This is a genomic window from Gordonia sp. OPL2, from assembly GCF_003797825.1.
Classification (GTDB): Bacteria; Actinomycetota; Actinomycetes; order Mycobacteriales; family Mycobacteriaceae; genus Gordonia.
Genome location: NZ_RKME01000016.1, coordinates 1 through 26,981, shown reverse-complemented (window position 1 = coordinate 26,981; position 26,981 = coordinate 1). Strand labels below are relative to the sequence as shown.

29 protein-coding genes are annotated in these 26,981 nt (G+C 67.5%); 21 read left to right on the top strand and 8 right to left on the bottom strand.

Annotated features, from left to right (window positions below; all coding sequences use genetic code 11):
* The first annotated feature begins 87 nt into the window (after positions 1-87).
* The 3 genes from EEB19_RS15545 (at position 88) to EEB19_RS15535 (ending at position 2,453) form a co-directional block, all read left to right on the top strand.
* Positions 88-660 carry a TetR/AcrR family transcriptional regulator gene (locus tag EEB19_RS15545; protein WP_262365697.1) on the top strand — a complete coding sequence of 191 codons (573 nt, stop codon included), beginning with the start codon at positions 88-90 and terminating at the stop codon, positions 658-660.
* A complete protein-coding gene (locus tag EEB19_RS15540; protein WP_187587837.1) occupies positions 657-2,192 on the top strand; it encodes an MFS transporter in 1,536 nt (511 codons plus the stop codon). The genes EEB19_RS15545 and EEB19_RS15540 overlap by 4 nt, the downstream gene beginning before the upstream one ends.
* Before the next feature lie 99 nt (positions 2,193-2,291).
* Complete coding sequence (locus tag EEB19_RS15535; RefSeq protein WP_187587835.1) at positions 2,292-2,453, top strand: hypothetical protein; 162 nt, start codon at positions 2,292-2,294, stop codon at positions 2,451-2,453.
* A gap of 62 nt (positions 2,454-2,515) precedes the next feature.
* Here the strand turns inward: EEB19_RS15535 and EEB19_RS15530 are convergent, their stop codons facing one another.
* Entirely contained in the window at positions 2,516-3,865 is a 1,350-nt protein-coding gene (locus tag EEB19_RS15530; RefSeq protein WP_187587833.1) for an FAD-dependent oxidoreductase, read from the bottom strand.
* Between the two features lie 432 nt (positions 3,866-4,297).
* On the opposite strand from EEB19_RS15530, the gene EEB19_RS15525 reads away from it, so the two are divergent.
* The 3 genes from EEB19_RS15525 (at position 4,298) to EEB19_RS15515 (ending at position 7,264) form a co-directional block, all read left to right on the top strand.
* Complete coding sequence (locus EEB19_RS15525) at positions 4,298-5,311, top strand: ferritin-like domain-containing protein (RefSeq protein ID WP_187587831.1); 1,014 nt, start codon at positions 4,298-4,300, stop codon at positions 5,309-5,311.
* 120 nt (positions 5,312-5,431) lie between these two features.
* Positions 5,432-6,466 (top strand): GlxA family transcriptional regulator, encoded by a 1,035-nt coding sequence (locus EEB19_RS15520; protein ID WP_187587829.1) that lies wholly within the window; start codon positions 5,432-5,434, stop codon positions 6,464-6,466.
* Positions 6,467-6,478: 12 nt separating this feature from the next.
* Positions 6,479-7,264: a DJ-1/PfpI family protein gene (locus EEB19_RS15515; protein ID WP_187587827.1), complete on the top strand. Its 786-nt coding sequence runs from the start codon at positions 6,479-6,481 to the stop codon at positions 7,262-7,264.
* 13 nt (positions 7,265-7,277) lie between these two features.
* Here the strand turns inward: EEB19_RS15515 and EEB19_RS15510 are convergent, their stop codons facing one another.
* Entirely contained in the window at positions 7,278-7,520 is a 243-nt protein-coding gene (locus EEB19_RS15510; RefSeq protein ID WP_187587825.1) for a DUF3072 domain-containing protein, read from the bottom strand.
* Between the two features lie 101 nt (positions 7,521-7,621).
* On the opposite strand from EEB19_RS15510, the gene EEB19_RS15505 reads away from it, so the two are divergent.
* A complete protein-coding gene (locus EEB19_RS15505) occupies positions 7,622-8,905 on the top strand; it encodes a lipase family protein (RefSeq protein ID WP_187587823.1) in 1,284 nt (427 codons plus the stop codon).
* 79 nt (positions 8,906-8,984) lie between these two features.
* Here EEB19_RS15505 and msrA read toward each other — a convergent pair whose 3' ends face one another.
* The gene (gene msrA, locus EEB19_RS15500) at positions 8,985-9,530 is read right to left on the bottom strand and encodes a peptide-methionine (S)-S-oxide reductase MsrA (protein WP_187587821.1); all 546 of its coding nucleotides are present in this window, start codon (positions 9,528-9,530) and stop codon (positions 8,985-8,987) included.
* Complete coding sequence (msrB, locus tag EEB19_RS15495; RefSeq protein ID WP_187587819.1) at positions 9,527-10,015, bottom strand: peptide-methionine (R)-S-oxide reductase MsrB; 489 nt, start codon at positions 10,013-10,015, stop codon at positions 9,527-9,529. The genes msrA and msrB overlap by 4 nt, the downstream gene beginning before the upstream one ends.
* A gap of 362 nt (positions 10,016-10,377) precedes the next feature.
* On the opposite strand from msrB, the gene EEB19_RS15490 reads away from it, so the two are divergent.
* From EEB19_RS15490 to EEB19_RS15465, 6 genes are all read left to right on the top strand, one after another.
* Entirely contained in the window at positions 10,378-11,403 is a 1,026-nt protein-coding gene (locus EEB19_RS15490) for an ABC transporter ATP-binding protein (RefSeq protein ID WP_187587817.1), read from the top strand.
* Positions 11,400-12,233 carry an ABC transporter permease gene (locus tag EEB19_RS15485; protein WP_187587815.1) on the top strand — a complete coding sequence of 278 codons (834 nt, stop codon included), beginning with the start codon at positions 11,400-11,402 and terminating at the stop codon, positions 12,231-12,233. The genes EEB19_RS15490 and EEB19_RS15485 overlap by 4 nt, the downstream gene beginning before the upstream one ends.
* Complete coding sequence (locus EEB19_RS15480) at positions 12,230-13,384, top strand: sensor histidine kinase (RefSeq protein WP_262365696.1); 1,155 nt, start codon at positions 12,230-12,232, stop codon at positions 13,382-13,384. Before EEB19_RS15485 ends, EEB19_RS15480 begins: the two co-directional genes overlap by 4 nt.
* A complete protein-coding gene (locus tag EEB19_RS15475) occupies positions 13,381-14,001 on the top strand; it encodes a DNA-binding response regulator (protein WP_187587811.1) in 621 nt (206 codons plus the stop codon). The genes EEB19_RS15480 and EEB19_RS15475 overlap by 4 nt, the downstream gene beginning before the upstream one ends.
* 123 nt (positions 14,002-14,124) lie before the next feature.
* Positions 14,125-16,041 (top strand): S9 family peptidase, encoded by a 1,917-nt coding sequence (locus EEB19_RS15470; protein ID WP_187587809.1) that lies wholly within the window; start codon positions 14,125-14,127, stop codon positions 16,039-16,041.
* A complete protein-coding gene (locus EEB19_RS15465; RefSeq protein WP_187587807.1) occupies positions 16,038-16,751 on the top strand; it encodes a DUF3159 domain-containing protein in 714 nt (237 codons plus the stop codon). Before EEB19_RS15470 ends, EEB19_RS15465 begins: the two co-directional genes overlap by 4 nt.
* Here EEB19_RS15465 and EEB19_RS15460 read toward each other — a convergent pair.
* Positions 16,736-17,692, bottom strand: coding sequence for a Gfo/Idh/MocA family protein (locus EEB19_RS15460; RefSeq protein WP_187587805.1), 957 nt, complete (start codon positions 17,690-17,692; stop codon positions 16,736-16,738). The genes EEB19_RS15465 and EEB19_RS15460 overlap by 16 nt on opposite strands.
* A 69-nt stretch (positions 17,693-17,761) precedes the next feature.
* Between EEB19_RS15460 and EEB19_RS15455 the strand changes: the two genes are divergently transcribed.
* The 3 genes from EEB19_RS15455 (at position 17,762) to EEB19_RS15445 (ending at position 21,238) form a co-directional block, all read left to right on the top strand.
* Positions 17,762-18,613 carry a 3-hydroxybutyryl-CoA dehydrogenase gene (locus EEB19_RS15455; RefSeq protein WP_187587803.1) on the top strand — a complete coding sequence of 284 codons (852 nt, stop codon included), beginning with the start codon at positions 17,762-17,764 and terminating at the stop codon, positions 18,611-18,613.
* A gap of 21 nt (positions 18,614-18,634) precedes the next feature.
* A complete protein-coding gene (locus EEB19_RS15450; RefSeq protein ID WP_187587801.1) occupies positions 18,635-19,612 on the top strand; it encodes an aldo/keto reductase in 978 nt (325 codons plus the stop codon).
* 150 nt (positions 19,613-19,762) lie between these two features.
* Positions 19,763-21,238: an MFS transporter gene (locus tag EEB19_RS15445; protein ID WP_187587799.1), complete on the top strand. Its 1,476-nt coding sequence runs from the start codon at positions 19,763-19,765 to the stop codon at positions 21,236-21,238.
* Between the two features lie 25 nt (positions 21,239-21,263).
* Here EEB19_RS15445 and EEB19_RS15440 read toward each other — a convergent pair whose 3' ends face one another.
* Complete coding sequence (locus EEB19_RS15440; RefSeq protein ID WP_187587797.1) at positions 21,264-21,638, bottom strand: DUF2255 family protein; 375 nt, start codon at positions 21,636-21,638, stop codon at positions 21,264-21,266.
* 126 nt (positions 21,639-21,764) lie between these two features.
* On the opposite strand from EEB19_RS15440, the gene EEB19_RS15435 reads away from it, so the two are divergent.
* Positions 21,765-22,649, top strand: coding sequence for an aldo/keto reductase (locus EEB19_RS15435; RefSeq protein WP_187587795.1), 885 nt, complete (start codon positions 21,765-21,767; stop codon positions 22,647-22,649).
* A 52-nt stretch (positions 22,650-22,701) separates the two neighbouring features.
* On the opposite strand, the gene EEB19_RS15430 is transcribed toward EEB19_RS15435, so the two are convergent.
* Positions 22,702-23,151 carry a PPOX class F420-dependent oxidoreductase gene (locus tag EEB19_RS15430; protein ID WP_187587793.1) on the bottom strand — a complete coding sequence of 150 codons (450 nt, stop codon included), beginning with the start codon at positions 23,149-23,151 and terminating at the stop codon, positions 22,702-22,704.
* Between the two features lie 112 nt (positions 23,152-23,263).
* Positions 23,264-24,175, bottom strand: a complete 912-nt coding sequence (locus tag EEB19_RS15425; RefSeq protein ID WP_187587791.1) for a DMT family transporter — start codon at positions 24,173-24,175, stop codon at positions 23,264-23,266.
* A gap of 90 nt (positions 24,176-24,265) precedes the next feature.
* Between EEB19_RS15425 and EEB19_RS15420 the strand changes: the two genes are divergently transcribed.
* The 4 genes from EEB19_RS15420 to EEB19_RS15405 all read left to right on the top strand — a co-directional run bounded on the left by EEB19_RS15420 (position 24,266) and on the right by EEB19_RS15405 (position 26,763).
* A complete protein-coding gene (locus EEB19_RS15420) occupies positions 24,266-25,195 on the top strand; it encodes a LysR family transcriptional regulator (protein ID WP_187587789.1) in 930 nt (309 codons plus the stop codon).
* Positions 25,196-25,274: 79 nt separating this feature from the next.
* Positions 25,275-25,661, top strand: coding sequence for a hypothetical protein (locus EEB19_RS15415; RefSeq protein ID WP_187587787.1), 387 nt, complete (start codon positions 25,275-25,277; stop codon positions 25,659-25,661).
* Positions 25,658-26,230 (top strand): zeta toxin family protein, encoded by a 573-nt coding sequence (locus EEB19_RS15410; protein WP_187587785.1) that lies wholly within the window; start codon positions 25,658-25,660, stop codon positions 26,228-26,230. Before EEB19_RS15415 ends, EEB19_RS15410 begins: the two co-directional genes overlap by 4 nt.
* Before the next feature lie 35 nt (positions 26,231-26,265).
* Entirely contained in the window at positions 26,266-26,763 is a 498-nt protein-coding gene (locus EEB19_RS15405; RefSeq protein WP_187587783.1) for a VOC family protein, read from the top strand.
* The last annotated feature ends 218 nt before the right edge of the window (positions 26,764-26,981 follow it).

The following is a 26,981-nucleotide window of genomic DNA, read 5'->3' as shown; positions in this document are numbered from 1 at the left end:
GCGAGCGACTTTCGTTGATCGCGACCGATTTCTCGACATCGCGCCGCCTTGATGTACATTTGTACATGTACATATGTACAGGAGAGGATGAGCATGTCGGACACGCCGCGACCCCGTCGCCGCAACCCGGAGGAACGTCGCCGGACGATTGTCGAGGCCGCGGCCGCCCTGATCCTCGAGGTCGGGTCGGCCGGGCTCACCCATCGGCTGGTGGCACATCGCGCGGAGGTCCCGCTCGGATCGACGACGCAGTACTTCGCCACCCTCGACGACCTGCGCGACGCTGCGCTGGCACACCTCGCCCACGACATCGACGTCGGACTCGCCGAGGTGTCCGACACCCTCGCCGAGCACGGACCGGTTCCCGCCGTCTTCGCCCGAGCCCTCCACGACTACATCTCCCAAGACCATCTGATCCGCGCCGACATGGCCCTCATCTCGGCAGCCGCGGTCGATCCGAAGCTGCGGCCCCTCGCGGTGCGCTGGTCGGACGGCATGGTCGCCCTCCTCTCGCCCCACGTCGGCGCACGCGCGGCCCGTGCCGTGACCGCGTTCGCCGACGGCGTCTCCATGCATGCACTGCTGTACGGCACGCCGATGGACGTCGACGACCTCACCACGGCCTTGGCCGCGCTCACCGAACCAGGAGATGACCGATGACGACGACGAGCGCACCCGACACCGGCTACTCGTATCGACGGCGCTGGGCGTCGGCCGCCGTGCTGTCGGCGAGCCTGCTGGTCATCACCGTCGACCTCACCATCCTCAACGTCGCCCTCCCCGACCTCGCGCGCGACCTCCGCCCCACCGCGGACCAGCAGCTCTGGATCGTCGACATCTACTCGCTGGTCCTCGCCGGCCTGTTGTTGTCGATGAGCTCTCTCGGCGACCGGTGGGGTCGAAAGCGCATGCTGCTCACCGGTTTCGCCATGTTCGGCGGTGCGTCTGCGCTCGTCCTCGTCGCGGATTCGCCCGGGGAGGTGATCGCGGTGCGCGCGTTGCTCGGCATCGGCGGCGCGATGATCATGCCCAACACACTGTCTCTGCTGCGCAGCGTGTTCACCGACCCGGCCGAACGCGCCACCGCCCTGGGGCTCTGGGCCGCGGTGTCGGGCCTCGGCGCCGCGGTCGGCCCGATCGCCGGCGGGGTTCTCCTCGAGTACTTCTCCTGGCGCGCAGCGTTTCTGGTGAACGTTCCGCTGATGGCGCTGGCGTTGCTCGCCGGCTGGCTGATCCTGCCGGAGTCCAGGCATCCGTCACCGGCCCGCTGGGACGTCGTCGGCGCGATCCTGTCGATCACGGGCATGGTGTTGCTGGTGTGGTCGATCAAGCGGTTCGCCAAGGAGTCCGACCTCACCGCGCCGGTCGCCTGGCTGGCGCTGCTGGCGGCGGTGGCCGTACTGGCGGTCTTCGTCCGCCGATGCCTGCGTCGCACCGACGCCCTTCTCGATGTGCGACTGTTCCGTCGTCGGCCGTTCAGCGCCGGCATCCTGGCCGCGCTCGGATCGATGTTCGCGCTGGCCGCGGCCCTGCTGTTGCTCGCCCAGTGGCTGCAGCTCGTCGAGGGCCACACCCCGATCCAGGCCGGCATCCGGCTGTTGCCGATCGCCGGTGCCGCCATGGTGTCGTCGGTGATCGCGGCGCCGCTGGCCCGCCGGATCGGTGCCCGACGGGTGCTCGCGGGAGGGATCGCCGTCGCGGGACTCGGGATGGCGTCGCTGTACCTCGGATCGGAGACGATCCCGTTCGGTCTCATCGCGGCGGCGCAGGCGCTCGTCGGGTTCGGGATCGGATCGTTGGCGATCGCCTCGGCGATGATCATGGCCGGAACGCCCGACGCCAAAGCAGGGAACGCGGCCGCCCTGGAGGAGACCGCCTACGACCTCGGAAACGTCCTCGGCGTCGCGATTCTCGGCAGCATCGCATCGGTGCTCTATCGATCAACGCTCTCCTCGACTCCCCTTCCCGGCGTCGACGGCGAACTCGCGCACGCGGCGGGCGAATCGTTGGGATCGGCGATGGGCATCGCGCAGGAGACCGGATCCGTGGAACTGGCCCACCGGTCCGCGGAGGCGTTCACCGAGTCCTTGGAGACGACGAGTCTGATCGGCGGGATCGTCCTCCTCGCGGTCGCGGCGGCGGTGTTCGCCATCACGCCGCGCGGGACGGACATCACCCAGCAGCAACACTGATCACCGGTGTGACCTGGGGTTCAGCAGGACACCAAGTGGGCTCCAAGTCCTGGGCAGCACTGTGTGGATCGAGACCAACGATCCCGCCCAGGAGTCCCGATGACCATCACCGCACCCGCCGATCCGATCCGGATCGTCGACGTTCTCGACATCCTCGACGACCCGATCCGGAGCACTCGGCGCTGGCCGATCGCCATCGACATCGTCGGCGCACTCATCCCGCAGGTGATGGTGCTCGCGTTCTTGGTGGTGCCCTACTGAGGTTTGTGGTGGTGCCCTACTGAGACTGCGCCGGACAGAGCCGTGCCCACACTGACCGTGCCTTACCGAGACTTCGCGTACTCCACGATCACGTCGACCGCGCGGGAGGCGCTCTGGCAAGCGCCTTCCATCGTCGTGGTCCAGTCGGTGCGGGTCCAGTCACCGGCGAGCGCGAGGCCACGGACCGCGGTGCGTTGGTCCGGACGGATTCCGGCCGTGCCGGGACGTTGGGCGAAGGTGGATTTCGGCATCCGGACGACGTGGCCGTGGATCACCTGTGCATCCGCGGCCCGCGGATAGTAGCGCCGCAACATCGCCATCTGTTCGTCGATGATCTCGGCGTTGGACTTCGTCGTGAGCTCGTAGGCCGCTGACACGGTCGTCGAATAGAGGTGGTTCTCGCTCGAGTCTCGACCGTGCATGCGCTGGCGATCCCACACCTGTTCGAGGACCCCTTCGCCGCCGTGCAGGATCTCGCCCCAATCCGACATCCCGATGGACCGGTCGAGGTAGAGATTGACACTGACGATCGGCACCGGCGTCAGGGTGTCGCAGGCCGCGTAGATCCGGTCGTGGCCGGGCACCTGATCGAGGAGCCCGCGCACGTTCCACACGGGGACCGCGCAGATCACCGCGTCCGCCGGGACGTGCCCTCCGTCGGCCAGCGTCACTCCGGCCACTGCGCCGTCGACGACGTCGATCGATGACACGACGGCTCGATGCCGGATCTCGACACCGGAGTCGGCGAAGGTCTTTTCGGCTCCCGTGATGAACAGCGTGTCCAGGTCGACGGTCGGGTAGCCGATCGAGATCGGCGTCTTCGTCTCCCGCGCACGGCGGATTCCCGTGACCAACAGGTCGGCCGGCACTTTCGCCGACGAGATGTCGGGCTTGTCGCCGGTCAGTCCGATCACGATGCCGTCCCACAGCGCGTCCCGCGCGGTCTGCGGCATCCCGATCCGGCGAAACCATTCGTCCGCGGTGACGTCGTCGAGCCAGTCGGGTTGCCTCAGCGCCTGACGGATCAATGTGACCTGCGCCCGCGCGGTCCGTAGGCGATCGAGGCCGGTGACATCCGGCAGATCACCGAGTGCGGCGCGAAGTCCGGCCACACCGCCGAATGCCGACCGTCGGCTGTCGCCACCCGGCAGACGGATCGTCATATGACCGGGAAAGGCCACGTGCTCGCGCGTTCCGACACTGTCGAGGTAGCGCATGAGGTGCTGGTATCCGCTGGCGAAAACATGCTGACCGTTGTCGGGTACGTCGTCGACGGCGGCCAGCGGCATCGAGATCGTCCTGCCACCCAACGACCCTCTCCGTTCCAGCAACGTCACCTGTTGACCGGCCTCCGAGAGCCACACCGCCGAAGCCAGCCCGGCCAGTCCCCCACCCACGACCACGCATCGCATGCGGTCAGCGTAGCGGTCAGTGCTGACCGGTGTGCCCCGGCGGACTCGCGGCTCCTGTCCGCACAGGGAGGAATAGATCCCGCACCGAGCCGGTTGAATCACGCGACGGCCTCGGGATCTCTGCCCCCGGGCCCCACCTCATTCGCCGCTACGAGCGGCCACTCGCCGAGAGGCGCACTGCCTGAGGCCGTCCCTCTCACACGACGAGACCGCCGCACCGATCAGTGTGGGGCGGTCTCGTCGTGCACGGACCCACCTCGGCCGACACGCGGGGTTTGCGTGTGACACACGACACAGATCGCCAAAGTCGCACTCCGACAGCCTTTCTCAACGATAAGCCCAGGAATTCCAGCACACGGTGTTTGAGTGTCGTCGTGGCGGGCACGCTGTGGGCGTAGGAAGCCAGACCGTCTACGAAGGGAGCGATTCCCGATGACGATTTCCACCACCACCATCCATCAACAGCTTCGCGCGATTCTCGCGCTGACCAATGTCGAGATCCAGACGGCAGAGATCCGTCAGGGACAGGCACGCACCGACGCCATCCGCGACGAACTCGCCGGCAATGCGGACAAGGGGCGCGCTCGCGCGCACGACATCGAAAAGGCGTTGCGCGACCGCGACGGCCTCGTCGACGTCGTCCGCCCGATCATCGGTCGCGTCGGGGCCGCCGTGAAGAGCTTGGCCGAACAGACACAGCCACTCGACGAGGCGCTGCTCGGTGACCTCGCGCTCGAGCAGCAGCTCGCCGGACGTGCGATGTATCTGAAGGCCCTCGCGACCGGTCAGAAGGACACCGAACTGGTGGCGCTGGCCGACCGGCTCATCGACGCCCACACCGAGACGGTCGAGTGGATCACCACCGTTCTCGCCGAGGAGGCCCTCGGCGGCCCGACGGCGTTGCGGCGCAGCCCGTCCCAGTGGGCCAGCGGCGTGGCGGCACGCGCCCTGACCTTCCCCGCCATCGCGACATCCCGAGGGATCGACCGGGTGGCGCAGGCGGTCCGCCGGACACCGGCAGCCGTCGACGATCTGCGGGATCGTGTCGGCAAGGCCGTCGACGAGGTCGCCGACACGGCCTCTCGCGCGGGAGAGTCGGTGGTCAGCGTCGGTGAGACGACCGCACGGACCGTCGCCGCGGGTCGCGACGCGGCACTCGAGGCGGTCGAGGACAGCGCCCGCGACAGCGGCGCATCGAGCGTCGCCGACGGCATCCATCAGGTCCGCGAGGCCGCCGGGATCGTCGAGCCCGAGGAACTGCCCATCGAGGACTACGCAGAGCTCAACGTCACCCAGGCGACCGCCGCGCTGAAGGACCTCACCGAGCCCGCCGACATCCGCACCGTGCTCGCCTACGAGGAGACGCACAAGAACCGCCAGCGCATCGTCTCGGCAGCGGAGACCCGCTTGTCCGAGATCGCGAAGGAGGTCGTCGGCGTGAACTGACGCCGACCGCCTTCCTCGAGCGAACGCCGCCACTCCCACCCCGGGTGGCGGCGTTTTCGCGTCCGCTTGAACCCTGGTGATGGCCGAAATCGTCAGAACCTTGTCCTTGCGGACACCTCGATGTCCGACGACGATCATCGTGTGCACGTCGTCGGTTCGTCCCGTGTGGTGGTCGTGGTCGTTTTCGACGGCTGCGCCCTGCTCGATGTGGCCGGACCGACGGATGTGTTCCAGGCGGCCACGCTGCTCGGCGGCGGACCCGGGTACCGCACCGTCCTCGCGTCGCACGACGGCCACCCGGTGCGATCGGAGAGCGGCATCACCGTCGGTGTTGACACGTCGTTCCGGGCTGCGGCCGAATGCGGGGACATCGACACGTTGCTCGTCGTCGGCGGCGTGAGCGTCTATCGATTCGCCGAGGATCATTCATCGACTCTCGGCGATCTCCGACAACTCGCGGCGCGAGCACGCCGCACCACATCGGTGTGCTCCGGCGCGGTTCTGCTCTCACGGGCGGGGTTGCTCGACGGTTACCGCGCGACGACTCACTGGGCAGCGTGCGAATCGTTGCGCGCCGAGAATCCACGGATCGACGTCGACGCCGACGCGATCTATGTCCACGACCGCGATCGCTGGACGTCGGCGGGCGTCACGGCCGGCATCGACCTCGCTCTGGCGCTCGTGGAGTCCGACCACGGCGCCGACCTCGCTCACGCCGTCGCGGGCTGGCTGGTCGTGTTCCTTCGCAGAACCGGCGGGCAATCGCAATTCAGTGTGCACCTGCGAAATCCACCCGCGAGAACACCGGCGCTGGTCGAGCTGCAGCGGTGGCTTCCCGATCATCTGGCCGAGGATCTGACGATCGAGCGTTTGGCGGCGCGCGTCGACATGAGTCCACGCAACTTCGCCCGGGTGTTCCGCCGCGAGGTCGGGGTCACCCCCGCGACTCTCGTCGAGGCACTGCGCGTCGAAGCGGCGAAGACACTGCTCGCGACGACCGATCTCCTCATCCCTGCAGTCGCCGAGCGCGTCGGGTTCTCTCGGCCGGAGACTTTGCATCGGGCGTTCACCCGCCGCGTCCACACCACACCCGGCCGCTACCGCCAGCACTTCCAGATCGCCCAGACATCCCAGAACTCATCTGACGCTTCATAAGGGGAGACCACCATGCAGATCGCCATCGTCGTCTATCCGGGCATGACCGCCCTGGACATCGTCGGACCCTATGAGGTGCTGCGCTTCATTCCCGGCGCCGAACTCCGGTTCGTCTGGACAGACCAGGGACCGGTGACCGCCGACAGCGGCGTCTTCGTGCTGGCCGCGACCCACACCTTCGACGAGACACCGGTGCCGGACATCATCCTGATCGGCGGATCGGGCACGGCCACCGCCACGATCGCCGAGGACGAGCGGGTCCTCGACTGGCTGCGCCGAGTACATGCGACCACGCTCTGGACTGCGTCGGTGTGCACCGGCTCCGTCATCCTGGCGGCCGCGGGGATTCTCGACGGGGTACCGGCCACGAGCCACTGGTCGGCAATGGCCGCACTCGAGGCGTACGGTGCCCTGCCGGTATCCGATCGACGAATCGTGCACCACGGCAAGATCGTGACCGGGGCCGGAGTGTCTGCCGGAATCGACACCGCGTTGTGGCTCGTGGGCAAGGTCGCCGGCGACGACATCGCCCGCGCGGCACAGCTGATGATCGAATACGACCCTCAGCCGCCCTACGACTGCGGGAGCACGGACAAGGCCGACGCCGCGACGAAACGACACGTCGCAGCCATCGCAGGCCGCGAAGCGGTCGACCTCATTGCCAACGAACCCAGCACGCTGATCCGAGAATCCGCCGCACTGTCCCGCATCGCCTGGGCCGCCGCGGTGCGCCGCGCACGCCGGCGCCGACACTGGGGCGGCCGCCGGACTGCTCGCCGGCTCGCCAAACGCCGGTGATCTGAGGCGTCGGTCAGCCCCGGCCGCTCTTGGCCTGCAGGCGTTCGATCTCCTCGGAGGCCTCGGCCTTGGTCAGGTCTGCCGACAGCGTCTCACCCGCGTCTCGTGCGAGGGTGTCGAGATAGCTGCGCTGCGCACCGGTCATCGGCTCATCGCCGGTGACCCAGTCGTCGGGATCCTTCTCGGTCGTGTTGCCGGCGCCGGCACCGAGGACGTCCTCGTCACCGGTCGTCGAACTCTTGTTCGATTCGCTCATCTCCCCACCATACGACCGATCGTGCGACACGGCCACCCTGCTGTCGCAGAACTCCGCGAGAAGTGGCCGCCATCGGTGACCGACGATGATTGAATTGCCGTATGCCATCGGCCCTCCGCGTCGGGATACGTCGCGTCATCGTCGCCGTTCTCCTCGTCACGACCGCGATCGTCGCCGCGAATGTGCCCGAGTCCCGGGCGGATCCGGGTCCGGGTTCACCCGTACCGTCGGCCGATCCGTTCTACCGCTTCGGCGGTTCGCTGACCGGCACCGCGCCGGGCACGGTGCTGCGGTCGCGGCCCATGTCGTTCCGCACGCCGACGCTGACCACGCCGATCACGGGCAGCCAGGTCCTCTACCGGACGACGGATCAGTTCGGCCGGGGTGTGGCGACCGTCGCGACGGTCCTGCGACCCCTTACGCCGGGACCGACGAAGCTCGTCTCGTACCACATGGCCTACGACGCCCTCGGTTCCCAGTGCGATCCGTCGTACACGCTGTCCGGTGGTTACACCAACGGCACCGCAACCGCCGAACAAGGTGTCATCGCAGGCTATCTCGCTGCCGGCTACACGGTGGTGGTGCCCGACTACGAAGGTGAGAAGCTGGAGTGGACGATCGGACGTCAGTCCGGTTACGCCGCACTCGACGGAATCCGTGCCGCCCAACGCTTTCTCCGACTACCGACGTCGACGCCGGTCGGACTCGTCGGCTACTCCGGCGGCTCGATCCCGACGCAGTGGGGCGCAGAGATCGCCCCGAAGTACGCTCCGGAACTCCGCATCATCGGCGTGGCCGCCGGCGGTCTGCCCGTCGACCTCGCACACAACCTGCCCTACATCAACGGCAGCCCCGACTGGGCCGGTGTGATCCCGGCGCTGATCGTCGCCTATCGGCGCACCTACGCACTCGACACATCGAGCTTCCTGTCTCCCCGAGGTGAGCAGACCGCGCAGCAGGTGAGCGCCCTGTGCATCTCCCAATTCGCCTCGAAATACCCGGGACTCACCAGTGCCGACATGGTCCGGAGGCCCTACACGGGTCTGCTCGACGTCCCGCAGGTGGTGCGTGCCATCAACGACAACATCATGGGCAGTCAGGGCACGCCGCGCGCGCCCCTGTTCCTGGCCGTCGGCCACTACAACGCCATCGGCGACACCCTGATGATCACCGGCGACGTCATCGGGCTGGCGCACAAATACTGTTCGCGTGGAGTCGATGTCACCTACGCCCAGTACGACGGCCTGAAACACCAGCAGGCGTTCGCCGCCTTCGAGCCACAGGCATTCCAGTATCTGGCAGAGCGATTCGGCGATGTACCGACGCGTAGCAACTGCGCCACCATCCCGCGGGGGAACAGTCTGGCACCTACGCCGGTGCCCTGAACGCTCGTCGGGCAGGCTCCCCCACCCGACAAGCAGTCGGGGTGCTCGCCGCCGCCGATCTGGGGCGGCGAGCCGATCGTCACCGAGTGGCGTCCTCGCGCTTCGGCAGGACCCAGCCGGCCCGCGGGAAGTGACAGGTGTACCCGTTCGGGAAGTTGAGCAGGTAGTCCTGGTGCTCGGGCTCGGCCTCCCAGAAGGGTCCGGCGGGCTCGATCGTCGTCACCGCCTTGCCCGGCCACAGACCCGACGCGTCGACGTCGGCGATGGTGTCGCGCGCGACGGTCTCCTGCTCAGGTGTCAGCGGGAAGATCGCCGACCGATAGCTGGTGCCGATGTCGTTGCCCTGACGATCCTTGGTGCTGGGGTCGTGGATCTGGAAGAAGAACGCCAGGATGTCGCGGTACGACGTCTGCGTCGGGTCGAACACGATCTCGACGGCCTCCGCGTGACCGGGATGGTTGCGGTAGGTGGCGTGATCGTTGGACCCGCCGGTGTATCCGACCCGGGTGTCGAGCACGCCGGGCTGTCGTCGGATGAGGTCTTCCATTCCCCAGAAGCACCCGCCGGCAAGGACCGCGGTCTCGGTGCCGGGGCGTCGAGTGATCTGTCCGGTGTCGGTCGTCATGAGGCATCCTTCTCGGTCGTGGTGTCGGTCTGATCGTCGGTGGTGTCGAACAGCGTGCGGTAGGTGCCGTAGCCCTCCGCCTCGAGATCGGCCGCCGGAATGAACCGCAGCGCAGACGAATTCATGCAGAAGCGCTGTCCACCGGCCTCTCGCGGTCCGTCGCCGAACACGTGGCCGAGGTGGCTGTCGGCCCCCGACGAGCGGACCTCGGTGCGGCGCATCCACAGCGTCCGGTCGGACTTCGTGGTCACCGCATCGGAATCGATCGGACGGGTGAAGCTCGGCCATCCCGTCCCGCTGTCGTACTTGTCGGTCGAGGAGAACAGGGGTTGCCCAGAGACGACATCGACGTAGATGCCCGGCTCGTGGTTGTCCCAGTACTCGTTGTGGAAGGCAGGCTCGGTGCCGTCCTTCTGGGTGACGCGGTACTGCGCGTCGGTGAGACCGCGGACGGCCTCGTCGGTCTTGCGGTACTCGTTGCTCACGTTTCCTCCTTCGGCGCCGCTGGCTGCGGCGACACCCCTTCCAACAACGGGTCCCCCCGATTTGGTCCCGGCCCTTCGTGACGCTCGCAAGCTCGCTCCTCAGGGAGCATGGACGCTCGCAAGCTCGCTCCTCAGGGAGCGAAAACCGGGGAAGGCCACCCGATCCCCGAAGTGCCAACAGCGCAGCGTCTCCCCCCGATCCCTGAGGTGCGAGGAGCGCAGCGTCTCCCCCCGATCCCTGAGGTGCGAGGAGCGCAGCGACGAAGCCACGAAGGGTTCTCCCACCAGCCGTGACATTTGTCAGCACGAATCCATGATTGCGCCCACTACCTCCCACGATGCCGTCCGACGATGCTCGATGCATGCGAAACAGACACGCCACCAGGTTCGAGGTCGACCTCGAACCCCACACGACACATCAGTCGACGGTCATCTCCGCCACGGGGCTCCGGCGCACCTACGGCAAGGGCGGCTCGGCTTTCGAGGCAGTACGGGGCATCGACATCGACGTCCGCGAGGGCGAGGTCTTCGCCCTGCTCGGCACCAACGGGGCAGGCAAGACGTCGACCTTCGACCTGCTCGAGGGCCTGACGGCACCGACCGCGGGTGAGGTCGAGGTGTTCGGGCTCGACCCCCTCCGCGATCGAGCCCTGGTCCGGCCGCAGGTCGGCATCATGCTGCAGTCCGGCGGGCTCCCCGCCGAACTGACCGTCGCCGAGACCCTGCAGATGTGGCGTGGCACGTGCTCACGCCCCACGACGGTCGACGACGTGCTCGCCAAGGTCGATCTCACCGATCGCGCGCACGTGCGGGTGGGTTCGCTGTCCGGCGGCGAGAAGCGTCGCGTCGACCTCGCCTGCGCGCTGCTGGGCCAACCTCGACTGCTCTTCCTCGACGAGCCGACCACCGGTCTGGATCCGGAGAGCAGGCGTCAGACGTGGAAGCTGTTGTCCGACCTCAAGGCCGACGGCGTCACGATGGTGTTGACGACCCACTATCTCGATGAGGCCGAGGCGCTCGCCGACCGCATCGCGATCATGCATCGTGGTGCGATCTCCCGTCGCGGGACCCTCCGCGAGATCGTCGATGGCCACCCGGCCAGGATCGCTTTCGATCATCCCGGCCTGGTGCTGCCCGATTTCCCCGGCGCCGTCATCGACACCGGTGCGCGGGTCACCATCGCCACCCACCACCTTCAGGCCCACCTCGACACGCTCCTCACCTGGGCACGCGATCACGGCGTCGCCCTGCAGGGCCTCGAAGCGCGGGCGGCCTCTCTCGAATCGGTGTTCCTCGACATCGCCGGGGACGCAGACGCCGACAGAGATGCCGCCGGCATCGCCACGACACCGACCACCCATGCGAACCCGATCGGAGCACACCGATGACCACCACCGGCCCCACCACCACCGGCTCCACCGCCGTCGACGTCCCACGACGTCGGCCGCTCACCGCGCTCGCGACCGCGGAGTTCCGCCAGTTCTGCCGCAACAAGACGCTCGTCACCATGGGCACCGTGTTCCCCATCGGGATTCCACTCGCCACCTTCTTCCTCGCGCGTCGCGACGCGGACGTCACCACCACTCTCGCCGCGACCACCCTGGAGTTGTTCGCCTACGCCGCCCTGTTGTTCGTGCAGTACTACTCCGTGCTGTCGATGGTCACCACGCGCCGCGGCGAAGGTGTGCTCAAGCGCCTCCGTACCGGTGAGGCAGCCGACTGGCAGATCCTCACCGCCCCGGCCGTACCGGGCATCCTGCTGACCGCCGCGGGCACGGCGATCGTCGCCGCCATCGTGTACGGATTCGGTGCGCCCGCACCGGTCAACCCGATTCTGGTCGCTGTCGCCCTGATCGCCGGAGTGATCGTGTTCTCGGTGCTGGCGCTGGCGACCAGCGCCGTCACGAAGAACGCCGAGGCCGCCCAGATCACGTCGCTGCCGGTGATGGTGCTCGCCACCATCGGACTCGAATCGATCCGCTCGATCCTGCCCGACGGACTGGCCGGCGTCGCCGGCTGGACACCGTTCGCCGCGGTATCCGACCTGATCTCGCTGGGGACCACAGGAACGTCGGCGACGGCATCGTCGAGCGACGCGGCCCTCGACTTCGCGGGCACCTTCGGCGAGATCGCCCAGCCGGTTGCCACACTGGTCCTATGGTCGGTTCTGGCTTTCGCCCTCACCTCGACGAGCTTCCGGTGGGACGATCGCGGGTGACGGCGGTGACGGGCTGGTGGCGCGAGCTCACCGGGCCTGAACGGTTCCGGCTCTACACCCGTCTCACGCTGCAGTCCGCCATCCTCGGGGTCGCCATCATCCTGGCCGTCACGACCGCCCGACCGTGGGCGGTGCCCGGCGTGCTGATCGCCGGCGCCGCCGCCCTGCTCGCCGTCGAGGCCCAGCCGGAGTTCGCCACCATCGTCCGCGGCCGGCCGCGACGATGGATGCTGCCGACGGCCACCGCACTGTTGGTCGCGGTCTGGGTGGGTTATGCGATCGCCGCCAGGGCGATGTCGGCAGGCCCCGACGTCGATGCCGCCCGGAGCGCAGGCATCTACGTCGCGATGCTCGCCGCGTTGTCGATCGTCCCGTTCGTCCGGCACTGCTGGTGGATCACCCTGGGCACCAGCGTCGCGACCGGGGTGGCCTTCGCCGCAGGTCCTCGTGGAATGCTGCAGGTCGCCGGGATCACGTTCGTCGTGGCCGCCTTCCTCGTCGGTACCACCCTGTTGACCCGCTGGGCGCTCACCGTCGTCGACGACCTGGAGCGTGCACGGGTCGTCGAGGCGAAGCTGCAGGTGGCCGAGGAACGTCTGCGATTCTCGCGCGACCTGCACGACGTCGTCGGTCGGGGATTCTCGGCCATCGCGGTGAAAAGCGAACTGGCATCGACACTTCTACGTGCCGGCGCCGCCGACCGCGCAGGCACCGAGATCGATGAGATCAAGACCCTGGCCGTCGAGTCGATGGAACAGATGCGCGCCTTGGTCCGCGGCTACCGCGACATCAATCTCGACGGCGAGGTCGCCGGCGCACGCTCACTGCTGTCCGCCGCCGGATGCGAGCTCGTCGTCGAGGGCGATCCGTCGGCGGTGCCCGTCGAGTTCCACGAGGTCGCCGCATGGGTGGTCCGTGAGGCGACCACGAACATCGTGAAGCACTCGTCCGCGACATCGGCCACGTTCGTCATGGGCTCGTCCGGAATGACGTTGAGGAACAACGGGGTATCGTCGGCCTCGGCCGACGCGGTCGATGAGCGATCCGGCCTCCGGGGCCTGGCCGAGCGGCTCGCGGAGGTGGGTGCCCGCCTCGAGCGGTCGTGCACCGCCGACGAATTCGTGCTCGAGGTGAAGTGGGAGGACACATGATCCCGGTGTTGCTCGCCGACGACGAGACGCTCATCCGGGCGGCGATGGCGACGATGCTCGATCTCGAGGAGACGATCGAGGTCGTCGCCCACGTCGGTTCGGGAGAAGAACTCGTGGACATCTGGCGTACCCGCGCCGATTCGGGCGAGGCCCCGGCGGTCGCCCTGATCGACCTGCAGATGCCCGGCATCGACGGAATCGACACGGCCACAAAACTACTCGAGATCACTCCCGACGCCGGGATCGTGATCGTGACGAGCCATGGCCGACCCGGCTATCTCAAGCGCGCCCTGGCCGCAGGCATTCGCGGCTTCCTGCCGAAGACCGCGTCGGCGGCCACCCTGGCCGAGGTCATCTCGACGGTGCACGGCGGCAGCCGGTACGTCGATCCCGAACTCGCCGCGGAGGCCATCAGCGCGGGCGAGACGGTGCTGACGGCGCGTGAGGCCGACGTCCTGGAGTACGCCCTCGACGGCGCCTCCGTCGACGAGATCGCGACCCGCGCCCACCTCTCGCCGGGGACGACCCGCAATTATCTGTCGTCGGCGATGGCAAAGCTGAACGCGTCCAATCGGTACGAGGCAGCACGCAAAGCCCGCGAGTTCGGTTGGATCTGACCGGCTCTGCACCGCTGACCTCGGCATCTGACATTTGTCATCACGGGTCACGCCGGAAAGTCATCGACGATCGATGACTGCGCGTACTACTGGCCGTGGCATGTGCCGGGCAGTGTCGGAGGCATGGAACAGCACACGAACACCTTGCCCCGGCGGATCACCATCGACGACTTCTTCGCACCGCCGCGCCGCACCGGCGCGACCATCTCACCGGATGGCACGCGGATCGCCTTCCTCGCGCCGTGGCGCAACCGGCTCAACGTCTGGATCGAGGACCTCGACCCCGACGAGACCGGCTCCATCGCCGAAAGTCGTTGCGTCACCGCCGACGACACGCGAAGTGTGCTCAGCTACCGGTGGACCGACGATCCGCGGTGGCTGCTCTATCTGCAGGACACCGGTGGCGACGAGAACTGGCACGTGTTCCGCGTCGACCTGGACACTCCCGGCGCTCCCGCGGTCGACCTCACCCCGCACCCCGGGGCACGGGCACTCGCTCTCGAACCCGCGTCCGGGCGGCCCGGCGTGATGACGCTGCTCCTCAACGCCCGCGACGTGAGCCGCTTCGACTTGTACGAGATCCATGTGGCATCAGGCGAACTCACTCTCGTGGCGGAGAGCCCCGGAGTGGGGCAGTCCTGGGTACCGGGCCATGACCGCGAACTGTTCTGCACCGCGATCACCGACGACCGCCGCTTCGAGATCTCGCGCCGCGACCCGACCACCGGCACCCTGACGCCGATCACCTCCTACGACGGGGACGACAACCCGTACGGCGTCACACTCGCGACGATGACCCCCGACGGCACCGGCATGTGGGTCGGCTCCAACCGCGGCCGCGACCGTACCCGCCTGGTCCGTGTCGATCTCGCCACCGGAGAAGAGACGGAGGTCGACAGCCATCCCACGCTCGAGCTCGACGCCGATCGTCGCGCCGTGGCGGGCATGTCCTCCGCATTGATCCGGAACCGCGCCACCGACGCGCTCATCGGGGTGCGCTACCTCGGCGAGCGGCAGGTGATCCACGCGCTCGACCCCGAGTTCGCCGACGTACTGGCCGAACTCGCGACACTGTCCGATGGAGACATCGGCGAACTGTCGTCGGATCTGGACGGCCGACGGTGGGTCGTCAGCTTCATCCACGACCGCGATCCCGGCGTCACCTGGCTGTACGACCACGGCACGGGCGAACGCCGACAGCTGTTCCGCCCGTTTCCCCATCTCGACCCGGACGCGCTCGCCCCGATGATGCCGGTGACCATCACCGCGCGCGACGGACTCGACCTGCCGTCCTACCTGACCCTGCCGATCGGCGTCGAACCGATCGACCTCCCGATGGTCCTCCTGGTCCACGGCGGACCGTGGTTTCGCGACTCGTGGGGATACCAGCAGACCGTGCAACTGCTCGCGAACCGCGGATATGCGGTGTTACAGGTCAACTTCCGGGGGTCCATCGGTTACGGCAGAGCGCATACGCAGGCGGCGATCGGCGAGTTCGCCGGCGCCATGCACGACGATCTGCTCGACGCCGTCGACTGGGCGGTCACACAGGGATATGCCGACCGCGACCGGGTCGCTATCTTCGGTGGCTCCTACGGCGGATACGCCGCGCTCGTCGGTGCCGCCTTCACACCCGAGGTCTTCGCCGCCGCCGTCGATTACGTCGGCATCTCCGACCTCGAGAACTTCATGCGCACCCAACCCGCGTTCCTCGGCGCCGGTATCGCGAACAACTGGTACCGCTACGTCGGCGACCCGGACATCCCGGAGCAGGCGGCGGACATGCGTGCACGATCACCGATCAGCCGGGTCGATGACATCGTGCGGCCCCTGATGGTCGCACAGGGCGCCAACGACCCGCGGGTGGTGAAAGCCGAGTCCGACACGATCGTCACCGCACTGCGCGACCGCGGGGTCGACGTCGACTACCTCGTCGCCGACGACGAAGGCCACGGATTCGTCAACCCCGAGAACCAGATCACCCTGCACCACGCCATCGAGCGCTTCCTCGCTCGCCATCTGGGAGGACGGACCGCATGATCGACGTGAACCGACCCGACGACACCACCGACCGCACCACCCCCGATACCGGCGGGAGCGACCTCGGCCACCAGATCCTCGACCAGCTCGGCGGCACCACCGGCATGATCTACTCGACCGTCCCGGTCGTGGTGTTCGTCGTCGCCAACAGCATTGCCCCGCTTCCGATCACGATCGGCATCGCGATCACCGTCGCCATCGTGCTAGCCGTGATGCGCGTGGTCCGTGGCGAACCGTTGATGACCGCGCTCGGCGGAGTGATCGGAGTCGCGACCGCCGGCGCCGTGGCGGGGGCGACCGGCTCCGCCGACGGCTACTTCCTGATCGGTATCTGGGCGAGTCTCGCCGGTGCCGTCATCACCGCCGCAACCGTCGTCGCACGTCGGCCGTTGACCGGACTGCTGTGGAATGCGTTGCACGGCAACAACCATCCGTGGCGCACCGACCGGCCGGTCCGACGTGCGCACGACATCGCCACCCTCACTCTCACCGTCATGTTCACCGCACGGTTCGTCGTGCAGGACCACCTCTACGACGCCGACTCGACCGGCTGGCTGGGGGTCGCGCGGATCTCGATGGGTTATCCGCTGCTGGCCGTGGCCCTCGTGGTCGTCGTCTGGGCGTTCCGCCGTTCGCGTCGACGTCTGCTGGCCGACGAGCGCGATGAGCCCGGCGAGACCGGAGAGGACGCCGCTCAGACCGCCGACTGAATCCGTTCGACGACACGCAGAGTGGCCAGCGTCCGCGCATGATCGGCCGAGGCGTCTCCCGAGGTGTCCACGAGGTCCGCGAACCGGCGGACCTCGTGGACCATGTTGTTCGACGGCCCGTCGAAGGTGTGGTCACTCACCATGCCGTCGAGCAGACTCACCCGCGCCGAAGTCGGCTGGGCGACGTGCTCGAACGTCAGCGTGCCGAGTTCACCCTGGATCTCGTTGACCCGATCGGAGGCGGTGATCTTCGAGTACGACAGGTCGACGACGAAGCCGCCGTCGTAGACCGCCAATGCAGCACCGGCACCGTCGGCGCCACCGGGGATCGGGATCGATGCCCCGACAACCCGCTCGGGCTCCCCGAAGAGCGCAATCATCGCCGCCACTGTGTAGACGCCGAGATCGAGCAGTGCACCGCCGGCCATCGCGGGGTCGAAGATGTTGACCCGCTCGCCCGCGAGCACCTTGTCATAGCGAGCCGACCGCTGGCAGTACGCCAACGACGCACGCCGCAGGGTCCCCAGTTGCGGGAGGAGTGTGGCGACATCGGACAGCCCCGGGTCGTAACAGTTGCGCATGGCCTCGAGCAGGACCACGCCCTTCGACGACGCGGCGTCGGCGAGATCGACGAACTCCGCGCTCGTCGGTACCGCGGGTTTCTCGACGAGCACATGCTTGCCCGCGTCGATCGCCTGGCGCACCTGTGTGCCGTGCGCGCCGTTCGGTGAGGCGATGTACACGGCATCGATCTCCGGCGACGACAGGAGCTCGTCGAGATCGGACGCGGAAGACGCGAGTCCGGTGTCGGCGGCGAACTCTGCCGCCCGACCTGCGTCGCGTGAGTACGCGGTCACCACATCGACGGCCGGCACCGAGGCGGCGGCGTCGAGGAACGAGCGGGTGATCGTGCTGGTACCGATGGTCGCCATGCGGATCATGGGGGCCATTCTGCCTGGACCGCACGATGCGTACTACCGTGTCGGTCAGACCATGTGGGAGGTGTGATCGTGCAGAAGATCGGTGTGATCGGTGGCGGCACCATGGGTGCCGGGATCGCAGAAGTGTGCATCCGGGCCGGCAGTGACGTCGTGATCGTCGAGGCCAAGCCCGAATTCGCGGACGCCGCATACGAACGGGTGTCGAAGTCCCTGTCCCGCGCGGCGGCTCGGAACAAGATCACCGCCGACGAGGCCGACGCCGCTCTGACGAACCTGCGCGTCACCGTCGACTACGACCAACTCGCCGACCGCGAACTCGTCATCGAGGCGGCGCCGGAGATCCTGGAACTCAAGCAGGAGATCTTCGCCCGCCTCGATGCGGCCGTCGGCCCGGACGCGATCCTGGCGACCAACACGTCGTCGATTCCGGTCATCAAGGTGGCCGCGGCGACCAAGCACCCCGAACGTGTCGTCGGCGTGCACTTCTTCAATCCCGTCCCGGTGATGCCGCTCGTCGAGATCATCTCCACGCTCACCACGGCCACTGCCACCGCCGACGCGGTCGCGGCCTACGTCAAGGACACGCTCGGCAAGAACCCGGTGCGCGCCGGAGACCGCTCGGGATTCATCGTCAACGCGTTGCTGATTCCCTACCTGTGCCAGGCGATCCGCATGCTCGACTCCGGTTATGCCTCGGCCGAGGACATCGACACCGCGATGAAGGGTGGCTGCGGCTACCCGATGGGTCCGCTGACCTTGATCGACACCATCGGCCTGGACATCACCCTGGCCGCCGCCGACTCGCTCTACGACGAGTTCGCCGAGCCGCATCTGGCCCCGCCGCCCCTGCTGCGCCGCATGGTCGACGCCGGCTACCTCGGCAAGAAGTCCGGACGCGGGTTCTACAGCTACGAGAAGTAGCCACTGATCAGGAAGGGCGCCATGGACTCTCAGCGTCTGGGTACCTCAGGTCTGTCCGTCTCCGAGCTCGTCCTCGGCTGCATGAGTTTCGGCGATCCCGGGCGCGGACCGCACGAGTGGACACTCGACGAGGAGTCGTCGCGACCTCTGATCCGCGCGGCGCTCGAGGCCGGGATCACCACGCTCGACACCGCCGACTATTACTCGGCCGGTTCCAGCGAGGAGATCGTCGGACGCGCGGTCGCCGACTTCGCGCGCCGCGACGAGGTGGTCATCGCGACCAAGGTGTTCTTCCCGACCGGCGACGGCCCCAACTCGCGAGGGCTGTCCCGCAAGCACATCATGAGTGCCATCGACGCCAGCCTCGCCCGGTTGGGCACCGACTACGTCGACCTCTATCAGATCCACCGGTTCGATCCGGACGTTCCGATCGAGGAGACGATGGAGGCGCTGCACGACGTCGTCAAGGCCGGTAAGGTCCGCTACCTCGGCGCGTCGAGCATGTGGACCTGGCAGTTCGCGACCATGCAGTTCACCGCCGACCTGCACGGCTGGACGCGTTTCGTCTCCATGCAGGATCAGTACAACCTCATCCAGCGCGAGGAGGAACGCGAGATGCATCCGTTCGCGTTGGACCAGGGCGTCGGGATTCTTCCGTGGAGTCCGCTCGCGCGGGGGCGGCTGACCCGACCGGCAGGCGAGACGACCGCGCGCAGCGAGACCGACGCGATGACCGTCCGTATGTACCGGCAGGACGCCGAGTCCGACAGCACGATCATCGAGACCGTCGCCTCGATCGCCGACAGGCGTGGTGTCTCCCGGGCGCAGGTCGCCCTGGCCTGGGTTCGTCAGCAGTCGGCGGTGACGGCACCGATCGTCGGCGCCACCAAGGCGGCACACCTCGACGACGCCGTCGCCTCTCTGGACGTCGTGCTCGACGCCGACGAGCTCGCCGCACTCGAGGCGCCGTACACACCGCGCGAGCCCGAAGGATTCTGACCTCCGCGTCACCTGCTCGATCGCCCCTTGCGCGACTCGTATCTGGCCGATGATGGTCGATGTGAGCGGTTTGTGAGGGTCCTGCTGTTCGGTTGATCCCATCACCCCGCGACACCGATCGTCACGGGATCGACCGAGAGCGAGGACACGGTGACCACCACCTCCACGACGACGGGCGCGACCCGTCACGCCTGGCTGACCCTGGTCGCGATGACCGGCAGTCTGTCGATGATCATGCTCGATCAGACCGTGGTGACCGTCGCGCTACCGACGATGACGCGCGAGTTGCCGCTCACCGCGTCGGGCCAGCAGTGGGTGGTCAACGCCTACGTCCTGGCGATGGCGGCCATGGTCGCGCTCGGCGGGAAACTCGGCGCGAAGATCGGTCCCGTCACCACCTTCCGACTCGGTGTCACCATCTTCTTCGTCGCGTCCGCGTTCTGCGGATTGGCGCCGGTCGGCTCCTTCGGTGAGGAGTGGATGATCATCGCCCGCGCCGTCCAGGGCATCGGCGCGGCGCTGATGATGCCGGCCAGCGCGACCATCGTGATGGACGCGTTCCCCGTGTCGGTACGTGGTCGCGCGATGGCCGTGTACGTGGGAATCAGTCAGATCTTCCTCGCGATCGGACCGCTGCTCGGTGGCGCACTGACCGAGTGGGTCACCTGGCGCGCGGTCTTCTGGCTCAACGTCCCCGTCGGACTGCTCGCGCTCGTCCTCGTCGCCCGGGCGAAACCGGACAACACCCGCCAGCCATCACTGCGCATTCAACCCATCTCCGCGGCACTGATGATCGCCGGGCTCGCCCTGTCGGTCTACGCGATCCAGCAGTCGAGTCAATGGGGCTGGGGATCGCCGACCACCCTAGGGCTACTCGCCGTCGGGGTGGTGATCACCGGATTCTTCGTGTGGACACAGACGCGGTCCGACGAACCACTCGTCGATGTGCGCCTGTTCGTGCGAAAAGCGTTCTCCGGCAATCTCGTCGTCCTGTTCGCGGTGCAGTTCGGACTGCTGGCCATCGTGCTGTTCTCGACGCTGTATGTCCAGGATCTGCTGGGGTACTCACCGATCATGGCGGGTGTGGCCGCACTGCCGCTGATCATCCCCATCGCCGTCGGCGCCCAACTCGCCGGCCGCTGGTACGACCGATCGGGGGTCCGCGGACCGGTGCTGACCGGGCTGCTCATCGCCACCGTCGGCGTCGTGCTGTGGGCGTTGTCGCTGAGTCGGCTCGAGTACGGCATCCAGGTGCCGGGGATGATCATCGCCGGACTCGGCCTGGGCCTGATCTTCTCGCCCGTCAACACCGACGCGCTCGGCCGGGTCACCGCCGCCGACCGCGCGCAGGCCTCGGGAATCGTGCAGACCATCCGGCAACTAGGCGGCACGCTGGGTGTCGCGATCATCGGCGCGGTCGTCCTCGCCCGCGAACACACCGGAACCGTCGCCGCACACCACAGCCTGAACCCGAAGGCGGAGATCCTGCACAGTTCCGCCGACGCCATCGCCGTCGGATTCTATGGTGCCGCAATCGCTCTCGTGCTCGCCGCGATCGCGGGCTGGTTCCTGCTGTCGCGCGAGCGGATCACCGACGACGTCGCCGGGGCGCCGCCTGCAGTGTGAGAGGCCGCGCGAGGGTGTTCGGCGTTCAGTCCTCCGAATCGAGGCGAAGGGTGACCCCGACGCCGTGCGGAGCCACGACCGTTCCCACGATCTTGGCTCCGTATCGGTCGTACTTGGCGTGATACGCATCGTCCAACGCCGAGTGCACGTCCTCGGTCGGTTCGACGAACGTGACGTCTTTCTCCACTCCACCGGCCCGGATCTGACCCCGGCCGCTGGTCACCGCCCGCCTGTACCAGCCGTTCTCACGTCCGTACGCCGACCGGATGTAGAGGTTGTCGCCGGTGCGCACCACCCAGATCGTGACGAACGGCCGGAGCGTGCCGTCCGATCGGTACGAGGAGACCTGCAATTCATCGGCGTCGCCCACTCGCTTCAGTTCGTCATCGGTCCATGTCATCGTCGAAAATCCTTTCGTTGCCGCAGTTCACACGATAGATCCGTCGGCGGGCCCGTGGGAGGTACTGCCAGTACACGTCCCGATAGACACTCCTACCGACTTCCCCACCGGCGTACCGTGAAACCCATGGCGATACCGCAGATCGAACTCAACAATGGAATCCACATCCCGGCATTGGGTTTCGGCGTCTACCAGACTCCACCGGAGGAGACGACGACCGCGGTCGAGACAGCGCTGGAGGTCGGCTATCGGCACATCGACACCGCCGCGGCCTACCTCAACGAACGGGGCGTCGGCGACGCGATCCGACGGTCGGGCATCGATCGGGACGAGCTGTTCATCGAGACGAAGGTCTGGATCACCGATTACGGCTACGACTCCACCCTGCACGCCTACGACAAGGCGGCGGGCAAGCTCGATCTCGAACAGATCGACCTCCTGATCCTGCATCAGGCACTTCCCGGCGAGTTCGATCTGACCATCGACGCCTACAAGGCGCTCGAGCGTCTGTTGGCCGACGGCAAGGTCCGGGCGATCGGGGTCAGCAATTTCATGCCTGATCACCTCGAACGTCTTCTCGACGCCACGTCGGTGGTTCCGGCGATCAACCAGATCGAAGTGCATCCCTACTTCCGGCAGTCCGCGCTCCTGGAGGCGAACGCCGCCCACGGCATCGTGTCGCAGGCGTGGTCGCCGATCGGCGGGATCACGTTCTACCGTGACGGCTCACACGGCTCGACCCTCGAGGACCCGACGATCACGAAGATCGCGCGCGACCACCACAAGTCCGCCGCCCAGGTCATGCTGCGCTGGCACCTGCAGCAGGGTCGTCAGGTCATCCCGAAATCGGTGACGCCGTCGCGGATCGCGGAGAACTTCGACGTCTTCGACTTCGAACTCGACGCCGACGAGCTCGACGCCATCGATGCCCTCGACACCGGGGTTCGCGGTGGCCCCGAGCCCGAGGAGATCACGCGCGAGAAGTTCGGGCTCGACATCCCCGAGGCGTGATCCGACACTCCCCGACCCTCCTGGCCGCAGTCCCGTCGCCGCGAGGCGACGATCAGCCGGGCATGCGTGTCATGCCATAGATCTTCTGCGGCCGAATCCGCAACAGGCGTCGCTGTTCGGAGACCATCGTCCGCCGATAGTCGTCCCAGTCGGGATGCTCGCCGCCGAACGTCCGGTAGTAGTCGACGAGCGCCTGCACCGTCTCGTCGTCCGGTGCCGCAGCGACCGGGGTGAGTTCCCCGATGCCCTCGACGACGGCATAACCGGAGAAGAAGCCATCACCCAGTACGTGCAGGCTGACGCGGGGATCACGCTCGACGTTGCGGGACTTGGCACGCGTGGCGGTCACCGACACCGACGCCGTGCCGGACTCGGCGTCCCACACGTGCACGACGTTCGACGACTGCGGGCGGCCGTCCTTGCGCAGCGTGATCAGGATGGACTGCTTGTGATCGGCGACGATGCGGAGAAGTTCGGGGTCGTACTCGGCGGTTGTGGTCATGTGACGTGCAACGCGGGTGGGTCGGGTTTCCTTTCCGCGGCGCCGGTACCCGTCGCGCAGGTGTGCGGCGCAGCGCAGACCAGACGCGTCCCGGATAACCGACCCGTCTCACCTACGACACCGGTTCCAGCACGTCCGCGTCCTCGCGCGCCCGCACCGCCTTCGGCGCCGTCACGATAGTCCCGATACTCGCGACGATGACCAACGCGATGGCCGCCAGGCGCAGCGGACCGGTCGGCTGATGGAGCAGAGTCCAGCCGGCCAGTGCGGCGACGATGGGTTCGAGGCTGAGCAGGATGCCGAAGACGTTGCGCGGAAGTCGGCGCAGCGCAGCGAGTTCCAGTGTGTAGGGAATCACCGACGACATCAGGGCGACGCCCAACGCCAACGCCAGTAGGCCCGGTTCGGTCGCGGCATGCGCCACGCCGGAGGCTCCCATCGGCAGCACGAACAGCGACGAGAGCACCAGAGCCATCGCCAATCCGCCGGCCCCGGGCACCTGCTGCCCGACGCGCGCGCTGGTGAGGATGTAGAGCACCCAGAACGATCCGGCGATGAGGGCGAACAGCACGCCGACAGGGTCCAGCGAGTCGGCCTGCGTGACACTCTCGACGCCGAGCAGACCGATGCCCAGAAACGCCAGCGACACCCAGGCGAGATCGACCGCCCGGCGTGACAGCGCAGCCGACAACAGCAGGGGTCCGAGGAACTCGATCGCGACCGCTGCACCCAAGGGCAGGCGTTCGATCGCGCAGTAGAACGAACCGTTCATGCCGGCGAGCGCGACCCCGAAGTAGATGACCGAACGCCACTGCGTACCGGTCCAACGCAGGAATCGTGGTCGGACCGCGATCAGCAGGATGATCGCCGCGAAACCGAGCCGCAGAGCCGTCACACCCCAGGAACCCATCGTCGGGAACAGGTGCACGGCGATCGCCGCTCCGAACTGCAACGACACGCACGAACCCAAGATCATCGCGGCGGCGGGACCGCTGCCACCGGATGCGCGCGACGTGAGATTCATACATCCAGGATCGACCTGTGCCGTCAATCAGTCCAGTTAATGTTTCTGCCGCTATATGATCAGTTCTGCTAATCAATCGATAGGTGGGCGATGCTCAATGTGACGCGGCTGAGGATTCTGCGCGAACTGCATGTGCGCGGCACATTGGCACAGGTGGCGCAGGCGCTCTCGTATACACCGTCGGCGATCTCCCAGCAGCTGTCGATGCTCGAGCGTGAGACCGGGGTTCAACTCCTCGAGCACGTCGGACGCAGGGTCCGGCTCACCGACGATGCGCTCGCCCTGGTCGCCCACACCGAGATCGTGCTCGCCCAGCTGGAACGGGCCGAGGCCGATCTGGCCGCCGCGCAGCCGAGCGTGCGCGGAACACTGCGGTTGGCGTCGTTCCAGACGGTCGTCCTCGAGATCGCTCCGGCCGTGCTCACCTTGCTCGAACAGAGCCATCCGGCGCTTCAGGTCGAGATCACCATGCGCGACGTCGACACCGCGTTCAGCGGACTCCTGTCGAGTCAGTTCGACGTCATCCTGGGCGAGGAGTACCCGGGACTGCCCGATCCGGTCCGCGAAGGCGCCGACCGCACCGACCTCGTCACCGACCCGATCTACCTGGCCATCCCGTCGGACGGACCGTGGAGTACCGCGCCGACGACGATCGCCGAGCTCGCCTCCACACCGTGGGCGCTGGACCCGCCCGGCAGCGCCAGCGGGGATTGGGCACGAGTCGTCTGTCGCAGTGCGGGTTTCGAGCCGCGGGTCCGGTTCGAGGGACCGGACCCGCTGCTGCACGCCCATCTCGTCCGGACCGGACACGCCGTTGCGTTCGTCCCGGCCCTCATCGCCGCCGACCATCTGGAGGGGACTCAGCTCGTCGGCCTCCCCGGCGACCCGCTGCGCATCCTCTACACCGCCGTCCGCGACGGCCGCGCGGGGCATCCCGCGGTGCGCGCGATCCGCGAGGCGCTGGCCCGAGCGGTCGCCGAACGGCAACCGCAACGGCCGAGGAGGCGTGTCCGCAGCTGAGCCCACCCGCGCCTCGTGTGGTCGCATGGCGCTGTAGCAGATTGCTACAGTGGAGCGCACACCGCACTCTGGAGGCATCATGACCCGCTCAGCAGACAAGGTCACCCGCTTCGACGCCGATCTGGTCGAGAGTGCGATCGCCGAGGGCAGGCGACAGCACCGCACCGGACGCCAGCAGCTCGAGTACTGGGCCCGCGTGGGCCGCGCGCTCACCTCCCACGAATCCGCGTCCGTTGCCCGAATCGAATCCGCGGTGAACGGCGACCGACCGACCACGGACCTGACGGAGCCCGAGGGCCGGGCTTTCAATGCGGCCATCCGTGCTCGAGTCGGCGAACACCTCGCCACGGCGGACTATCGCGAAACACTCAAGGAGCGCGGCACCACGACGGTCGCCCTCGACGACGACGGCCGGATGATCGAGTACCGACCTGATGGCACAACCCGGATCGTCGACGAGGAGTGAGACGTCTCGATCTCGTCATCGGTCCGAACGGGGCCGGCAAATCCACATTCGTCGAGCTGACACTCGGCCCGTTGCTGCGCGGAAGCCCGTTCATCAATGCCGATCTTATCGCCAGACAGAGATGGCCGGATGACTCCGAGGCGAAATCGTATGAGGCTGCCCGGATCGCTGCAACGACGCGGGACAGGATGATCGCCGACGGACGCTCGTTCATCACCGAGACCGTCTTCTCCCATCCGTCCAAGCTCGAGCTCATCGGCCGCGCCCACGCGGCCGGCTTCACCGTGATCCTCCATGTACTCGCGGTTCCGGAGAGACTGTCGGTCCTCCGTGTCGCGCACCGTGTTGCGGCAGGAGGGCACTCCGTTCCCGAGGAGAAGATCATCGCCCGTCATCGTCGTCTCTGGCCGCTTGCGGCCGAGGCGATCTCCCGCGCTGATGAGGCCACCGTGTACGACAGCTCGTCAGCGGTGGCGCCCCTGCCCGTCGCCGAGTTCACCCAGGGCGTCCTGATCGGGGATGCGGCGTGGCCCTCGTGGACACCGGCGGTCCTGCGTCACCTCGGGTGACGTCACCGGCCACACCCGGGTCGGTACCGTGGGGCATGACCGCATCGCAGTGGGGACCGATCACCCAGACCGCCTGGGTTGTCGAGGACATCGAAGCCACCGAACGTCTGCTGTCGCGCCTGTGCGGGGCCGGCGAATGGACCCGAATGCCAGACATCGAGTTCCGAGACGGCTGCACCTACCGTGACGCACCGGCCGACTTCACCGCGCACATCTCACTGTCGTACATCGGCGACATGCAACTCGAGCTCATCGAGCCTCGACGCGGCGAGAACATCTACACCGAGTTCCTGCGCGGCGGCGGCCCCGGTATCCACCACATCTGTTTCGAGCCTGCGGATTTCGACGCCGCCGTGGATGACGCGGAACAGTCGGGCAACGCGGTGATCCAGCGGGGCGACATGGGCGGTGCGATGCGATTCGCCTACCTCGATGCAGGGCACGCCGGGGTGCCCTGCATCGAGCTGGCCGAAATCGGTCCGGACATGCGGGCCTTCTACGAGCAGATCAAAGCGCGATCGTCCGACGGTTGACCAGAGCGCAACGTCCAGCGCCGCGTTGTACGCTCGTGCAGTTGACAAGCTGACGCAGACACCTCGATTGTGAAACATCACCTTCGTTCACACGCTCCCTGCCAGCCTGTTCGTGAGACAGCTGGTGGGGGTGTGGGGAACGGAGTGAGTGGTGGAGATCAGTGTGCCGGTGGGTCGGACTCGGACCGGGAAGCGGTCGTTTCCGATCGGGTTCAAGG

Coding starts and splice junctions, on each gene's coding strand:
- EEB19_RS15510 (WP_187587825.1), bottom strand. CDS start 7,520: ATGAGCGAATCGAACAAGAGTTCGACGACCGGTGACGAGGACGTCCTC.
- EEB19_RS15520 (WP_187587829.1), top strand. CDS start 5,432: ATGTCCGACGACGATCATCGTGTGCACGTCGTCGGTTCGTCCCGTGTG.
- EEB19_RS15415 (WP_187587787.1), top strand. CDS start 25,275: ATGACCCGCTCAGCAGACAAGGTCACCCGCTTCGACGCCGATCTGGTC.
- EEB19_RS15460 (WP_187587805.1), bottom strand. CDS start 17,692: ATGATCCGCATGGCGACCATCGGTACCAGCACGATCACCCGCTCGTTC.
- EEB19_RS15535 (WP_187587835.1), top strand. CDS start 2,292: ATGACCATCACCGCACCCGCCGATCCGATCCGGATCGTCGACGTTCTC.
- EEB19_RS15490 (WP_187587817.1), top strand. CDS start 10,378: ATGCGAAACAGACACGCCACCAGGTTCGAGGTCGACCTCGAACCCCAC.
- msrA (WP_187587821.1), bottom strand. CDS start 9,530: ATGACGACCGACACCGGACAGATCACTCGACGCCCCGGCACCGAGACC.
- EEB19_RS15450 (WP_187587801.1), top strand. CDS start 18,635: ATGGACTCTCAGCGTCTGGGTACCTCAGGTCTGTCCGTCTCCGAGCTC.
- EEB19_RS15470 (WP_187587809.1), top strand. CDS start 14,125: ATGGAACAGCACACGAACACCTTGCCCCGGCGGATCACCATCGACGAC.
- EEB19_RS15435 (WP_187587795.1), top strand. CDS start 21,765: ATGGCGATACCGCAGATCGAACTCAACAATGGAATCCACATCCCGGCA.
- EEB19_RS15465 (WP_187587807.1), top strand. CDS start 16,038: ATGATCGACGTGAACCGACCCGACGACACCACCGACCGCACCACCCCC.
- EEB19_RS15440 (WP_187587797.1), bottom strand. CDS start 21,638: ATGACATGGACCGATGACGAACTGAAGCGAGTGGGCGACGCCGATGAA.
- EEB19_RS15430 (WP_187587793.1), bottom strand. CDS start 23,151: ATGACCACAACCGCCGAGTACGACCCCGAACTTCTCCGCATCGTCGCC.
- EEB19_RS15515 (WP_187587827.1), top strand. CDS start 6,479: ATGCAGATCGCCATCGTCGTCTATCCGGGCATGACCGCCCTGGACATC.
- EEB19_RS15525 (WP_187587831.1), top strand. CDS start 4,298: ATGACGATTTCCACCACCACCATCCATCAACAGCTTCGCGCGATTCTC.
- EEB19_RS15405 (WP_187587783.1), top strand. CDS start 26,266: ATGACCGCATCGCAGTGGGGACCGATCACCCAGACCGCCTGGGTTGTC.
- EEB19_RS15530 (WP_187587833.1), bottom strand. CDS start 3,865: ATGCGATGCGTGGTCGTGGGTGGGGGACTGGCCGGGCTGGCTTCGGCG.
- EEB19_RS15420 (WP_187587789.1), top strand. CDS start 24,266: ATGCTCAATGTGACGCGGCTGAGGATTCTGCGCGAACTGCATGTGCGC.
- EEB19_RS15475 (WP_187587811.1), top strand. CDS start 13,381: ATGATCCCGGTGTTGCTCGCCGACGACGAGACGCTCATCCGGGCGGCG.
- EEB19_RS15505 (WP_187587823.1), top strand. CDS start 7,622: ATGCCATCGGCCCTCCGCGTCGGGATACGTCGCGTCATCGTCGCCGTT.
- EEB19_RS15545 (WP_262365697.1), top strand. CDS start 88: ATGAGCATGTCGGACACGCCGCGACCCCGTCGCCGCAACCCGGAGGAA.
- EEB19_RS15425 (WP_187587791.1), bottom strand. CDS start 24,175: ATGAATCTCACGTCGCGCGCATCCGGTGGCAGCGGTCCCGCCGCCGCG.
- EEB19_RS15540 (WP_187587837.1), top strand. CDS start 657: ATGACGACGACGAGCGCACCCGACACCGGCTACTCGTATCGACGGCGC.
- EEB19_RS15485 (WP_187587815.1), top strand. CDS start 11,400: ATGACCACCACCGGCCCCACCACCACCGGCTCCACCGCCGTCGACGTC.